Annotated in this window: 13 protein-coding genes; 11 read left to right on the forward strand and 2 right to left on the reverse strand. The window is 52.3% G+C overall.

Annotated elements, in window-relative coordinates; all coding sequences use genetic code 11:
- Nucleotides 1-132 precede the first annotated feature (132 nt).
- The 6 genes from HP566_RS02250 (at nucleotide 133) to HP566_RS02275 (ending at nucleotide 7,015) form a co-directional block, all read left to right on the forward strand.
- Nucleotides 133-330: a hypothetical protein gene (locus tag HP566_RS02250; protein WP_249975719.1), complete on the forward strand. Its 198-nt coding sequence runs from the start codon at nucleotides 133-135 to the stop codon at nucleotides 328-330.
- The gene (locus HP566_RS02255; protein ID WP_249975626.1) at nucleotides 330-737 is read left to right on the forward strand and encodes an OsmC family protein; all 408 of its coding nucleotides are present in this window, start codon (nucleotides 330-332) and stop codon (nucleotides 735-737) included. The genes HP566_RS02250 and HP566_RS02255 overlap by 1 nt, the downstream gene beginning before the upstream one ends.
- 41 nt (nucleotides 738-778) lie before the next feature.
- Nucleotides 779-2,803 (forward strand): excinuclease ABC subunit UvrB, encoded by a 2,025-nt coding sequence (gene uvrB, locus HP566_RS02260; RefSeq protein ID WP_249975627.1) that lies wholly within the window; start codon nucleotides 779-781, stop codon nucleotides 2,801-2,803.
- Nucleotides 2,804-3,015: 212 nt separating this feature from the next.
- A complete protein-coding gene (locus HP566_RS02265) occupies nucleotides 3,016-4,521 on the forward strand; it encodes a fumarate hydratase (protein WP_249975628.1) in 1,506 nt (501 codons plus the stop codon).
- 105 nt (nucleotides 4,522-4,626) lie between these two features.
- Nucleotides 4,627-6,045 (forward strand): cardiolipin synthase, encoded by a 1,419-nt coding sequence (gene cls, locus HP566_RS02270; protein ID WP_249975629.1) that lies wholly within the window; start codon nucleotides 4,627-4,629, stop codon nucleotides 6,043-6,045.
- A gap of 52 nt (nucleotides 6,046-6,097) precedes the next feature.
- The gene (locus HP566_RS02275; protein WP_249975630.1) at nucleotides 6,098-7,015 is read left to right on the forward strand and encodes a LysR substrate-binding domain-containing protein; all 918 of its coding nucleotides are present in this window, start codon (nucleotides 6,098-6,100) and stop codon (nucleotides 7,013-7,015) included.
- 18 nt (nucleotides 7,016-7,033) lie between these two features.
- Here HP566_RS02275 and HP566_RS02280 read toward each other — a convergent pair whose 3' ends face one another.
- Complete coding sequence (locus HP566_RS02280) at nucleotides 7,034-8,128, reverse strand: bifunctional nicotinamide-nucleotide adenylyltransferase/Nudix hydroxylase (RefSeq protein WP_249975631.1); 1,095 nt, start codon at nucleotides 8,126-8,128, stop codon at nucleotides 7,034-7,036.
- Nucleotides 8,129-8,297: 169 nt separating this feature from the next.
- Here HP566_RS02280 and HP566_RS02285 point away from each other — a divergent pair, with 169 nt between their 5' ends.
- Both HP566_RS02285 and HP566_RS02290 read left to right on the forward strand, forming a co-directional pair.
- Nucleotides 8,298-9,206 carry a YihY/virulence factor BrkB family protein gene (locus HP566_RS02285; RefSeq protein WP_249975633.1) on the forward strand — a complete coding sequence of 303 codons (909 nt, stop codon included), beginning with the start codon at nucleotides 8,298-8,300 and terminating at the stop codon, nucleotides 9,204-9,206.
- Between the two features lie 12 nt (nucleotides 9,207-9,218).
- Nucleotides 9,219-9,494, forward strand: a complete 276-nt coding sequence (locus HP566_RS02290) for an acylphosphatase (protein WP_249975634.1) — start codon at nucleotides 9,219-9,221, stop codon at nucleotides 9,492-9,494.
- 50 nt (nucleotides 9,495-9,544) lie between these two features.
- Here HP566_RS02290 and HP566_RS02295 read toward each other — a convergent pair whose 3' ends face one another.
- Entirely contained in the window at nucleotides 9,545-10,495 is a 951-nt protein-coding gene (locus HP566_RS02295) for a D-2-hydroxyacid dehydrogenase (RefSeq protein ID WP_249975635.1), read from the reverse strand.
- A 215-nt stretch (nucleotides 10,496-10,710) separates the two neighbouring features.
- Between HP566_RS02295 and HP566_RS02300 the strand changes: the two genes are divergently transcribed.
- The 3 genes from HP566_RS02300 to ruvC all read left to right on the forward strand — a co-directional run bounded on the left by HP566_RS02300 (nucleotide 10,711) and on the right by ruvC (nucleotide 13,472).
- Nucleotides 10,711-10,995: an FmdB family zinc ribbon protein gene (locus HP566_RS02300; protein WP_249975636.1), complete on the forward strand. Its 285-nt coding sequence runs from the start codon at nucleotides 10,711-10,713 to the stop codon at nucleotides 10,993-10,995.
- Nucleotides 10,996-11,061: 66 nt separating this feature from the next.
- Nucleotides 11,062-12,843, forward strand: coding sequence for an aspartate--tRNA ligase (gene aspS / locus HP566_RS02305; protein ID WP_249975637.1), 1,782 nt, complete (start codon nucleotides 11,062-11,064; stop codon nucleotides 12,841-12,843).
- 74 nt (nucleotides 12,844-12,917) lie between these two features.
- Nucleotides 12,918-13,472, forward strand: coding sequence for a crossover junction endodeoxyribonuclease RuvC (gene ruvC, locus HP566_RS02310; RefSeq protein ID WP_249975638.1), 555 nt, complete (start codon nucleotides 12,918-12,920; stop codon nucleotides 13,470-13,472).
- The last annotated feature ends 32 nt before the right edge of the window (nucleotides 13,473-13,504 follow it).

Here is a 13,504-nt window from a genome sequence, read left to right on the forward strand (position 1 = left end):
TCTCGTTACGTGAGGGCACTACTCATCAATTGCAAGGCGGCGGTGGCATGCTAGACTCTTTTGGCTGTATCAGTTTTGCATAGATTCCCAAATAAACGCTTCATGACCGAAGTCACTCAAGAAGGGCAGCGAATGGCTTACCAATCATTAACCTTTCAAGGTGTTACGAGCGCTGAACAGGTGAATAAAATTACCACGGCATTGATGGTGCTAGAGGGAGTTGATAGTGCTGAAGTGGGACGCTACGGCGCTGAAATAGAAGGGCGTGCCAAGCGCGAAGTGCTGATCAAAGCTGTCGAAAAACTAAACCTTGGAATAAAGGTCTCGTAATGCACAAGCCCATTACTGTTATCAGCGAGCGAAACCACGCGTTTCGCCAGCGAATTGAGGTAGAGGGTATTGAGGATTTGTACGCTGATGTGTCGCCCATTGTTGGTGGGGAAGGCAGTGCACCTGACCCCCATGACTACTTTGATATCGCACTCGGGACTTGTAAAGCCGTTACCGTACAGATGTATGCAAAGCGCAAACAGTGGCCCCTGGAGGGGATCACCGTTAAAGTGCAGCGCGATGATAGCCAGGAAAGAAAAGGGGTTTACCAGCTTGAAGTCACCTTAACCCTGCACGGTATTGATGATCCGGAGCAGCGTGCCAGACTCGAAGAGATCAGTCATCGTTGCCCGATTCAGCGGCTGATGACCCAGGCCACAGTGGATATTACAACACGTACCGAGTAACAGATGCTACTGAGTAACCCCATCCCTTGATAGGAGTGATGATGAGCAAGGATTTCAGACTGCAATCTAAATTCAAGCCTGCTGGCGACCAGCCAGCGGCCATTCGCGGCTTGGTTAGCGGGTTGGAGTCGGGGCTTGCGCATCAGACGCTATTAGGGGTGACCGGTTCGGGAAAAACCTTCACCATGGCGAACGTGGTGCAGCAACTACAGCGGCCCACGATAGTTATGGCCCCCAATAAAACCCTTGCTGCTCAGCTCTACGGTGAATTTAAATCCTTCTTTCCGGATAACGCGGTTGAGTATTTTGTTTCTTATTACGACTACTATCAGCCCGAAGCTTATGTGCCGTCATCAGATACATTTATCGAAAAAGACGCATCAATCAATGATCACATTGAGCAGATGCGTCTCTCCGCTACCAAGGCGTTGCTTGAACGGCGCGATGCGCTGATCGTTGTGTCGGTCTCGGCCATTTATGGCCTGGGCGATCCCGATCAGTATCTTAAAATGCGGCTGCATTTTACCCGTGGCGAGTTAATTGATCAGCGTGCCTTTTTGCGCCGCTTGGCAGAGCTGCAATACACCCGTAACGACATGGATTTCCGGCGGGGTACCTATCGTGTCAGGGGCGACGTCATTGACATCTTTCCTGCCGATTCCGATGAAGAGGCGGTACGCGTTGAGCTGTTTGATGATGAAATCGACTCCATCCGGCTGTTTGATCCACTGACCGGCGATGTCCGGGGGCAGGTGCCGCGCATGACCATCTACCCCAAATCACACTATGTGACGCCGCGTGAAACCATTCTGGAGGCCATTGACTTCATTAAAGCGGAGCTTAAGGAGCGTCTTGAGTGGTTGCGCAAGCACGAACGTTTGGTTGAAGCCCAGCGCTTGGAGCAGCGCACCCTATACGATATCGAAATGATGCTTGAGCTGGGCTACTGCAATGGCATCGAAAACTACTCACGCTATCTCTCGGGTCGGGCACCAGGTGAACCACCACCCACGTTCTTTGATTACCTGCCCGATGACGCGCTGCTGTTTATCGACGAGTCCCATGTGAGTGTTCCCCAGGTCGGAGGGATGTACAAAGGGGATCGTTCGCGTAAAGAGACGCTGGTGGAGTACGGATTCCGGCTGCCGTCGGCGTTGGATAACCGGCCCATGAAGTTTGAAGAGTGGGAGGCCATCTGTCCGCAGACGATATTTGTATCGGCGACACCTGGCCCTTATGAAGCAGAGCATGCCAGCCAGATTGTTGAGCAGGTTGTGCGGCCAACCGGGCTGCTAGACCCCGAGATCGAAGTCCGTCCGGCAAGCACGCAGGTCGATGACCTGCTATCAGAGATAGGCTTGCGTACAGCCGTGGGTGAGCGGGTGCTGGTGACCACGCTGACCAAGCGTATGGCGGAGGATCTTACCGAATATCTGGATGAGCACGGAATTCGTGTGCGTTATCTGCATTCTGATATCGATACTGTTGAACGTGTGGAGATTATCCGTGATCTGCGACTGGGTAAATTTGATGTGCTGGTGGGCATCAACCTGCTTCGTGAAGGCTTGGATATCCCTGAAGTGTCGCTGGTAGCCATTCTGGATGCCGATAAAGAAGGCTTTTTGCGTGCCGAGCGTTCGCTTATTCAAACCGTCGGTCGCGCTGCTCGTAACGCTCACGGTAAAGCAATTCTGTATGGCGATAGAGTCACTGATTCAATGCGTAAAGCGATCGATGAAACCGAGCGTCGTCGTGCCAAGCAGATGGAGCATAACGAGAAGCATGGCATTACGCCCACTACCGTTAGCCGTTCAGTGGCGGATATTCTTGAAGCTGCCCAAACTCCGGGCAAGAAGAGCAGCCGTCGTCGTGGTGCTGACCGCAAAGTGGCTGAACATGCAGCAGAGTATGATGTTGCCACGATGAGCCAACAGGATCTGTTGGCAGCGATAAACCAATTAGAGGACGCCATGTTTGAAGCTGCGCAAAATCTTGAATTCGAGGAAGCGGCCCGGTTACGCGATCAATTGCATCAAATGAAAGAAAAACAGTTGGCGCTTGGGTAGCTGGTTATACCGTTATCTATATTTAGCTATTATAACGATTCAAGCTCATCGGCTAAATAAATGTTTTAGCGTTCTCAGACAGATTGGCTGCTGCTTATACACCAATACGTTATACTCCTTATATAGACGGCCTAAGGCGTTTTTCAGTGCAAGTTCAATCGGCTGACGCTTGATAAAGGCCGCACATCAGATGATAACTGAGGAGTATTATCATGACCGTGATTCGCCAGAACGACGTGATTCAAAGCGTCGCCGATGCCTTGCAGTACATCTCTTACTACCATCCCAAAGACTTTATTGATGCTATGGCAGCCGCTTACGAGCGTGAAGAAAACCCTGCTGCCAAGGATGCTATCGCTCAAATCCTCATCAATTCACGGATGTGTGCAACCGGCCATCGTCCCATTTGTCAAGATACAGGTATCGTCACCGTCTTTGTTCACGTTGGGATGAACGTGACCTGGGACGCAGAGCTAAGCCTGGACGATATGATCAATGAAGGTGTTCGCCGCGCCTATCAATTACCGGAGAATGTGCTGCGTGCTTCGGTGCTTGCCGACCCGGATGGTAAGCGCCAGAACACGAAAGACAACACACCGGCTATCATCCACCATAAAATTGTTCCTGGTGACAAAGTGGATATCCATGTTGCAGCAAAAGGGGGGGGCAGCGAGGCAAAATCCAAATTCGCCATGCTGAATCCTTCCGATAACGTTGTGGATTGGGTTATGGAGCAGCTACCCAAGATGGGGGCAGGTTGGTGCCCACCCGGCATGCTGGGTATCGGTATTGGTGGTACAGCCGAAAAAGCGATGGAAATTGCCAAAGAGGCATTGCTGGACCCCATCGATATTCAGGATCTGCAAGCTCGTGGCCCCAGCAACCGCGCGGAAGAGCTTCGCCTTGAGCTATTTGATAAGGTGAACAAAAGCGGTATCGGAGCCCAAGGCCTTGGTGGTTTAACCACTGTGCTGGATATCAAGGTGAAAGACTATCCAACCCATGCGGCGAACAAGCCAGTGGCGATTATTCCCAATTGTGCCGCTACACGCCATGCGCACTTCACTCTGGATGGCACTGGTCCCGTTGCATTGCCAGCGCCTAAACTGGAAGACTGGCCGGAAATCACCCGAGAAGCAGGAGATAATGTTAAACGTGTTGACCTGGATACCGTGACGCCAGAAGAGGTTCAAACCTGGCAGCCGGGTGATACGCTGTTATTAAACGGTAAATTATTAACGGGCCGGGACGCAGCGCACAAACGCATGGTCGATATGATTGCCAAGGGCGAACCTTTACCGGTGGATATGAAAGGCCGGTTTATCTACTACGTAGGCCCGGTGGACCCCATTGGCGATGAAGTGGTTGGCCCTGCCGGCCCAACCACGGCCACGCGCATGGACAAGTTTACCCGTACTATGCTGGAAGAAACGGGTTTGTTGGGTATGGTCGGTAAGGCGGAGCGTGGGCAGGCGGCAATTGATGCGATTCGTGACAACCAGGCTGTCTACCTGATGGCTGTGGGCGGTGCTGCCTATCTGGTGGCTCAAGCGATTAAAAAATCGCGGGTTGTGGGCTTTGCAGACCTCGGCATGGAAGCTATCTACGAGTTTGAAGTCGAAGATATGCCGGTTACTGTTGCGGTGGACAGCCTCGGAACTTCTGTCCATCAGACCGGCCCCGCCATGTGGAAGGAAATTATTGCCCAGACGGCTTAATGGCCTGATGGCATGATAGTGGAAGCCCCGTTTATACGGGGCTTCTGTGCATTAACAATGAACACATTCAACAAGGGCTCCCTAACGTATGACGAGGAATAGTCGATGACCTCATGGTTGCTAGGGACAGGTATTATGCTGATCCACCTGCTGGGGGTGGTATCAGCAATTATGGCGCTTATGTCGAGTCGTACTTCCCAGGGAGCGGTGGCGTGGATCATCTCATTACTGACGTTCCCTTATGTGGCCTTGCCCGCCTATTGGTTTTTTGGCCGTCCCCGCTTTTATGGCTATGTAACTGCGAGAGGGGCACGGGATAATGTACTGCGGCGCGTATTAGCGCGTTACCGGAATAATGTTAAGCCCCATGTTGCGCCACCCAGCAATGCAGACATTCAGGCTGTTGAGCAGTTAGCGATGATGCCTTTAACCAAAGGCAATAGTGCAGAGCTTTTAATTGATGGGGAAGCGACGTTCTCAAGCCTGTTCAACGGGATAGATAATGCAAAGGACTATCTGTTACTGCAGTTTTTTATCGTACGCGATGATGAGCTGGGACGACGTTTACAGCGCCACTTGATCCAGGCTGCCCAACGCAATGTGCGTGTTTACTTCCTATATGATGAGGTTGGCAGCCGAAAGCTGAGCCAGGGTTACTTTAAAGACCTGGCAAAAGAAGGCGTGGAAGTTAAAGCCTTCCGTTCATCACGGGGTTTTAAGCATCGTTTTCAGCTTAATTTCCGTAACCACCGCAAGATCATGGTCACTGACGGGAAGAAAGGGTGGATTGGTGGCTTCAATGTAGGGATTGAGTATCTGGGCCAGAATCCCCGTCATGGACCGTGGCGGGATACGCATCTAGCACTGCAAGGGCCAAGTGTTTTAGGGCTGCAGGAAGCGTTTTGGGAGGATTGGCATTGGGCCACGGATGAAGTCATTACTCTGAACTGGCATGCTGAAACCCATCCGCAAGAAGACCACCAGGTGGTTATTGTGCCATCAGGGCCTGCGGATAAACAAGATACTGCCAGCCTGCTCATACAGCAGTTAATTCATAGCGCCAATGAGCGGCTATGGGTAACCAGCCCCTATTTTGTACCGGACCAGGGGGTCCAGGATGCACTACGATTAGCCGCCATGCGTGGATTGGATGTACGGGTCATGATTCCTGAGCGGCCAGATCATTTATTGGTTTTCCTGTCGGCGTTTTCATTTTTACCCGATATGTTAAGAGCAGGTGTTAAAATATACCGTTATCTTCCTGGCTTTCTACATCAGAAAGTCATTTTGGTGGATGATGAGGCAGCATCCGTCGGTACGGTTAATTTGGATAATCGCTCTTTTCGACTCAATTTCGAAATAACAGCGTTTATTCCCAGTCCAGCGTTTGCCGCTAGTGTTCGCGTCATGCTGGAAGAGGACTTCGCTCGTTGTCGGCGAGTCACTATGGATGAAATAAACCAACGACCCATGTGGAAAAAAGTCGTTTCGCGGGCTGCTTACCTGACCGCACCCATTCAGTAATCAATAACAATGCTGTCAATAACCGCGGATTGTTGAGCACAAGGAGTTTTGGGTGAACCTAGAAACAAAATGGTTGGAAGATTTTGTTGCATTGTCAAATACACGCAGTTTTTCCGCGTCTGCCCGGCAGCGGCATGTGACACAGCCAGCCTTTAGCCGACGCATCAGAGCCCTTGAACAAGCGGTTGGTGTGACTCTTGTTGACCGCACAACCACGCCTGTTGGATTAACTTCAGAAGGTCAACTGTTCCTGGTGACCGCACGGAACCTTGTCGAGCAGTTAAACGAGTCCCTGGGCCATTTGCGTGGCTTGTCAATCGCCAATGAAGCGCTCGATATCGTGGCAGCCCACTCGTTGGCCCTTAGTTTTTACCCTCCCTGGATATCGCGTTTGCAAAAAGGCTTGGGGGAGTTGCCCACACGCCTGGTAGCCATGAATGTTGGAGAGGCAATTCATGTGCTGCGCGAAGGTAATTGTGACCTTATGCTGGCCTATTACGATCCTTTCGCCACTATGCAGTTAGACGCAGAAGTGTTTCCCTCTTTTTCGATTGGCAAAGTTAAGATGCTGCCGGTTTCCCTGCCCGGTGAAAGTGGCAAGCCGCTTTTTTCGCTGCAACGGGATAGCTCTATACCCTACCTTGCCTATACTCAAGGTGCTTTTTTAGGTCGCAGTGTGCGTATGCTGCTTAAAAATGATCCTTTGCGTATGCAGCTCCGCACCGTATATGAAACAGCCATGGCAGAAGGCTTAAAAGGTATGGTGTTGCAAGGTGTAGGCGTTGCCTGGATTCCTGATTTTTGCATTCGTGAAGAGTTAAAAAGCGGTCGGCTAGTGCGGGCGGGAGATGAAAGCTGGGATATTCCGCTAGAGATACGGCTATACCGCTGCTCGCTGGTCCACAAACCCGGCGTCGAGCGCCTATGGCGGCAAATGATGAAGCTGCCACGGGATTTTTTACAGGCGTGACACTCCCAGGGCAGGCACCTAAAGGGGGCTGAAGTCTGCTGGCAACCCCAGGAAGTTTTGAATAATAAAAAAGTGATCTTCAAATAAGGTTTCAGGCTTTAAATCGGCCAGGGCCACCCAGCGGGCGTGGTCTCCCCCTTTCACGGGCTTTAAGCGGGGCAGTTGCTGGTCGGGGCGTAAAGCAAAGTAAAACGCTTCGGCCAGTGTGCGTCCCCGCCAGCTGCGATGAGGTTCGTCAAATAAGCGTTGGCCACGTAATGAACCTTTTAAAACGGGTTCTGGCACTTTGAGCCTCAACCGCTCACGAAGCTCTCTAAGACATGCATCCAGCAACCGCTCATGGGGGTTAATAAACCCTCCGGGTAGCGCAAACAGGCCTTTGCCGGGGGCGGCAGTTCGCCTGACCAATAAGACATGACCAGACTGTACGACCACAGCATTAACGGTGACAAAAATAGGCGGGTAGGGGGCCTCAGACCAGGCTTTCCGATATTGCTCCAATAACTGCTGCTCTTCCAGAAGCTGGTGGTAGTCATGGCCTTGGCAAAAACTACCTACACGCTTAACAACTCCAGGGGGTAAGTCATGGTACGCGCCAGTGCTTAAATAGTCGTCGGTGGAGCCTGGGGAGCGGAATAAGCGCTCTCGAATCTGGCTTGCCGAAATACCTTCCACCAACGGGACGCTGACGGACTCCCATTGCGGAAAGAGCGAAAGGTAGTAGCTCGATTGGCCACGGCTTGCGCCAATTAACCCAATGCGAGGCAGGCGGGCGTTGGCAGGTGCTGCTAAATCGCGGACTTTGCGCTGAACGTCCCGGACCCACACATCGTCGTTATAGAGTGCATCCAGCAGTGGGGTGATCTCCAGGCGCTGATTATCCTGTTCATCAAATCCTGAGCGAATCATGGCCTGGCGTTCGTCAAAATGCCATGGATTGCGTAAAGAGCGCGCCTGCCAGGCAGAGCCCACCAGGACAATTACCTGGCGTGCCTGCTTCAGTGCCTCGCGGATAATGGCAAGGTGTCCAAGGTGGGGGGGCTGGAAGCGACCGATAAAAACCAAGCAATCAAAGTCGTAAGCTGTGGCAGAGCGAACGGCATCTGGGTTCATCGCGCTTCCTTGATCGTTGGGGAGAAGGGAAGCCATTATGAAGTGGCCTGCTAAGGGGTGCAATGTGATCATACCTGCGCTCATCGCCATGGTTAGGTATGCTTATCATCTGGTACTGGCGTTTATGGGTTTATAGGGACGCTGCTTTAATACTGTTAAGGGAAAAGAGATGCTGAAACGTACGCTTGTTTTTTGGTGGAATGTGGTCCAGAACGCAACCTCTTTATGGCTTGAGCGAAATGCATTTAGCTATGCGGGATCGCTTGCGTTTTACACCTTGTTCTCATTAGCCCCCGTTGTGATTATTGCCGTTACTGTCATTGGGGTGGTGCTAGGGGAAGATGCCGCACAAGGGCAAATTGTTGCCCAGTTGCAGGGCACATTGGGTGTTGAAGCCGCATCTGCGATTGAACAAGCAGTAGCGCAGTCCAGGATTGAAGAGTCAGGTTTGCTGCCTACATTGCTAGGGGTTGCTGCGCTGATGGTAGGGGCAACCACCGTTTTTGCACAAATGCAGTTTTCGCTCAATACCATTTGGGGGGTGACCGCCAAGCCTACGTCAAACAGCGTCTTAATTTTCATCAAAAACCGCTTGCTGTCGCTTACCGTGGTGCTTGCTATTGGTTTTATTCTGCTCGTATCCCTGGTGCTTGGGGTGGTTGTCCGGGGGATGTTACACGCAGCTGACAATCTGGTGCCGTATGTCAGCTTTTTTACAACGACCCTTGAGTCTCTCATCTCATTGGCAATGGTGGTTCTGCTATTTGCAACTATCTTTAAGGTGCTGCCGGATGTGGTACTGCGGTGGCAGGATGTCCTGATTGGCGCGGTGGTAACCGCCGTACTGTTTACCATTGGGCGCAGTATTATTGCTGTCTATTTGGCTTATACGGCAACTGCTTCCACTTATGGTGCCGCAGGTTCTGTGGTAATGATCTTGCTGTGGGTTTACTACAGCTCGCTAATTCTGTTGTTTGGCGCTGCCTTCACACGCTCTCTATTATTATGTCGTGGGCGTCCGTTAATTCCACGCAACAGTGCAGTGCTGGTTAAGCAGGAGCTGGTTAACACACCATAAGGGGGCGGAAGGATGTCTACTCGTTGTGTGCGTGCCTATGTAACAGGCAAAGTCCAGGGTGTTTGGTATCGTCGGGCCACGCAGGAACAGGCACTTAAGCGGGGGATTACCGGCTATGCCAGGAATTTGCCTGATGGGCGTGTAGAAGTATTCATATGCGGCCAGTCAAGTGCCATTGCCGAACTGAGTGAATGGTTATGGCAAGGGCCCGAAGGAGCGCGGGTGACGCATGTCACCGTTGAGGTGCTGGATCATGCCCACGCTCCGGACCACTTCGCTACCTACTAGGCTCTGTAAGAAAACTGCTTGCGCTCGATCATCGACTTTTCGTACAAACCCTAGCTTGACTCACGTTGCCACGCCAAAATATTGTCGGCAGTCAGCGCCACAATATTTTGGCGGGCTTCAGGAGTTATCCAGGCATTATGGGGCGTAACAATTAAGTTTAATGGCTCTGCTTCAGCCAGTGCCTCCAGCAGTGGGTGGCCTTCTGTTGGAGGCTCTACAGGTAAAACATCAACGGCAAGACCGCCTATCTGGCCGCTGCGCAGGGCATCAAGTGCTGCTTCTTCATCGATAATGCCGCCACGTGCACAGTTGATAATCAGCAGTGACGGCTTGGCATTTGTCAGCCGCTCCTTGTTGATCAGGTGCTTCGTCGCTTCATTTAGCGGGCAGTGCAGGCTAATCACATCAGCGTCAGGTAGTAGCTCATCCAGCGCTGGGCGGCGATCATTGGCTTCGTTACCAGGGCGTGCTGCAAACGTTACCTGCATGCCAAAGGCTTCAGCCAGGCGAGCCACTTCAGAGCCAAGCTCCCCCTGGCCAACCATCACCAGCTGTTTACCAGCCAGTTGCAGAGTGGGGTGTTCCTGCAAGCAGAAAAAGTCGCTTCTCTGCCATTTTCCATCGGCAACATCAGCCTGATAGCGCGGAAGGCGGTTAGCCAGTGCCAAGATCAACATCAGCGTATGTTGTGAGACACTGGCGGTGCCATATGCCGTCACATTTTTAACCACAATGTTATGTGCCTTGGCAGCGTCCAGGTCAATATTATTGAGCCCGGTGGCCAGCACGCAAATCAACTGCAGTGACGGAAGCTGTGCCAACGTCTCCGCATCCAGTTTTACCTTGTTGACAATCGCTATCTCTGCGTTCTTTAGGCGTTCACGCGCCTGCTCCGGCGTACTTTGTTCAAAGATTTCCAGGTGGGTGACGGCATTGCGAATTGCAGATAAATCGATGTTGGGCCCTAGGCTTTGGGCGTCCAGCATTACTGCATTAGGCATTTTATTCTCTCCATTAACCGCCGATAGTCGCTTGGCCTTGCTCGGCAGGGGGCACAAAAGGGTATAATGTGTGGCTCTAACAACCGCAGTCTTGGAATTTATCCTGGTAGGCCACATATTCACAGCCTGGCAACGTTTAGGCTTGCCACTATTGTGTCAAAACGTATGCGTCAAAACTTAGCCTGTCGGAGTTGAGCTTTTCAGGAGTCATCAACATGCCCATCTATGAGTACGAGTGCAAGGCCTGCGGCCATCGCATGGAAAAATTACAGAAGATTAGTGCGGATCCGCTAAAAGATTGTCCAGCCTGCCAGCAAGAAGGGTTGGAGCGTTTGGTTTCAGCGGCTGGTTTTCGCCTGGCGGGGGGCGGTTGGTACGAAACCGATTTTAAAACCGGTAGCAAGAAGAACCTGGCTGCCGAAGGCCAAACGGCTTCTGCCGATACCGGAACCAAAAGCGAACCGGGCAGCACATCAACGAAAAAAGGCGCCGCGGCTTAGCCGCGGCTGTCAGGGTCGGGACGGCCCGAGACAACTTCATTGCCACGTAACAGAACAGGATTAGACATGCGCAGCCATTATTGCGGCCAGCTTAACGAAACTTTGGTGGATCAAACGGTCACCGTATGCGGCTGGGTGCACCGTCGCCGTGATCACGGTGGGGTCATTTTCCTCGACATGCGCGATCGCGATGGCATCGCTCAGTTCGTTGTAGACCCTGATACCGCCGAGGCGTTTGCCAATGCCGACCGCGCTCGCAGTGAGTATGTTCTGCGGATTACCGGACGCGTTCGGTTGCGCCCCGAGGGAACACAAAATCCGAATATGCCTACCGGCATGATTGAGGTACTGGCGAAAGAAGTTGAAGTGCTTAATACTGCCGCCACACCACCTTTCCAATTGGATGAGCATGGCAAAGTGGGTGAAGAGGTGCGTCTTAAGTACCGCTATATCGACCTGCGCCGCCCCGACATGATCGAAAAGCTTCGTCTGCGTTCGCGTATTTCTCATACGGTGCGTGCTTATCTGGAAAGTCAGGGCTTTTTGGACATAGAGACACCCGTGCTAACCCGCGCCACACCAGAGGGGGCTCGCGATTATCTGGTGCCAAGCCGTACCCATGCCGGTAACTTCTTCGCCTTGCCGCAGTCGCCTCAGTTGTTTAAGCAACTGCTGATGGTGGCCGGGTTTGATCGCTATTATCAGATTGCCAAATGCTTCCGCGATGAGGACCTGCGTGCTGATCGTCAGCCTGAGTTTACTCAGATTGATATCGAAGCATCCTTCATAGAAGAGAACGACATCATGGGTATTACCGAAGCCATGATTCGTCAGCTTTTTCAGGAAGTTCTGGGAGTGGAGCTAGACGAGTTCCCGCGTATGACATGGCAAGAGGCCATGGATCGCTTTGGTTCCGATAAGCCGGACCTGCGTATTCCCCTTGAACTGACCGATGTTGACGACCTTATGCAGCAGGTCGACTTTAAGGTATTCTCAGGCCCTGCCAGTGCGGAAGATGGCCGGGTGGCGGCACTTAAAGTGCCAGGCGGTGCCAAACTGTCGCGTAAAGAAATTGACGAGTACACCAAGTTCGTTGGTATTTACGGCGCAAAAGGGCTGGCATGGATTAAAGTGAATGAGCGTGCCAAAGGGCTGGAGGGCCTTCAGTCTCCGATCGTTAAGTTTATGGAGAACGTTGTTGAAGAGCTTCTGGACCGAGTGGGTGCAGAGGATGGTGACATCATCTTCTTCGGTGCGGACAAAGCACGCATTGTCAATGAAGCTATAGGGGCTCTGCGTGTTAAGCTGGGTGCCGACCTGGAGCTTTATACTCAGGCATGGGCACCGCTATGGGTGGTTGATTTTCCGATGTTTGAAGCTGACGACAATGGCCGGTTAAGCCCGCTTCACCATCCGTTTACCGCACCATCCTGCTCGCCCGAAGAGTTAAAAGCCGATCCAGCAAAAGCGCTGTCCCGTGCTTACGATATGGTGCTCAATGGTACGGAACTGGGTGGTGGTTCTATTCGTATCCACGACCAGGCCATGCAAAGTACTGTGTTTGAAATACTGGGTATTGGCCAGGAAGAAGCCCAGGAAAAATTTGGCTTCCTGCTGGATGCCCTGCAGTATGGTGCCCCTCCCCATGGCGGCCTCGCCTTCGGCCTGGATCGCCTTGTGATGCTGATGGCCGGTGCGAAAACCATTCGTGAAGTCATTGCCTTCCCGAAAACCCAGAGCGCAGGCTGTTTGATGACCGATGCGCCCGGTGAAGTCAGTGCCGAGCAGTTAAAAGATCTCAACATTCGTTTACGTCAAAAAGCCAAAGCAGAGTCTGTTAGCGAATAACGCCCGCAAGACTTGTTTTGTCTAACACCGACGCTGTGCGTCGGTGTTTTTGTTAGCAGAGCAGGGGGCGTGAGATGGAAAAGCACAAGAATGTTTCCGTCACAAGGATTCTTGGTATTGACCCTGGTTCACGCATCACCGGGTATGGCGTGATCGACCTGGTGGGCGTAACGCCACGCTATATTGCCAGTGGCTGTATTCGGACGGCAGAAGGCGCACTGGAACAACGTCTGGCGCAAATCTATGCTGGTTTGGCTGAGGTCATAAGTATTCATCGGCCTGACGCTGTGGCCGTTGAGCGCGTTTTTATGGCTAAAAACGTCGATTCAGCACTTAAGCTCGGCCAAGCTCGGGGGGCGGCACTGGTATGTATCGCCAATCACGGCCTGTGCATTGGCGAGTACGCCGCAAGGCAGATCAAGCAGGCAGTGACGGGCCAGGGCGGCGCTGATAAAAGCCAGGTGCAGCACATGGTGACCGCATTGTTACAGCTATCCGCCACTCCTCAGGCGGATGCGGCAGATGCATTGGCGATTGCGCTTACTCACGCTTATGCAGGTAACAGCTTAAGTTCGGTGAATGCTCCCAAGGGGCGTAGTCGGCGTTCAACCGGGCGTTGGCGGCTATAATCACTACTGGTCATCTGTACAGATCAGTTTTA

It is taken from the genome of Vreelandella olivaria (assembly GCF_023507745.1).
Classification (GTDB): Bacteria; Pseudomonadota; Gammaproteobacteria; order Pseudomonadales; family Halomonadaceae; genus Vreelandella; species Vreelandella olivaria_A.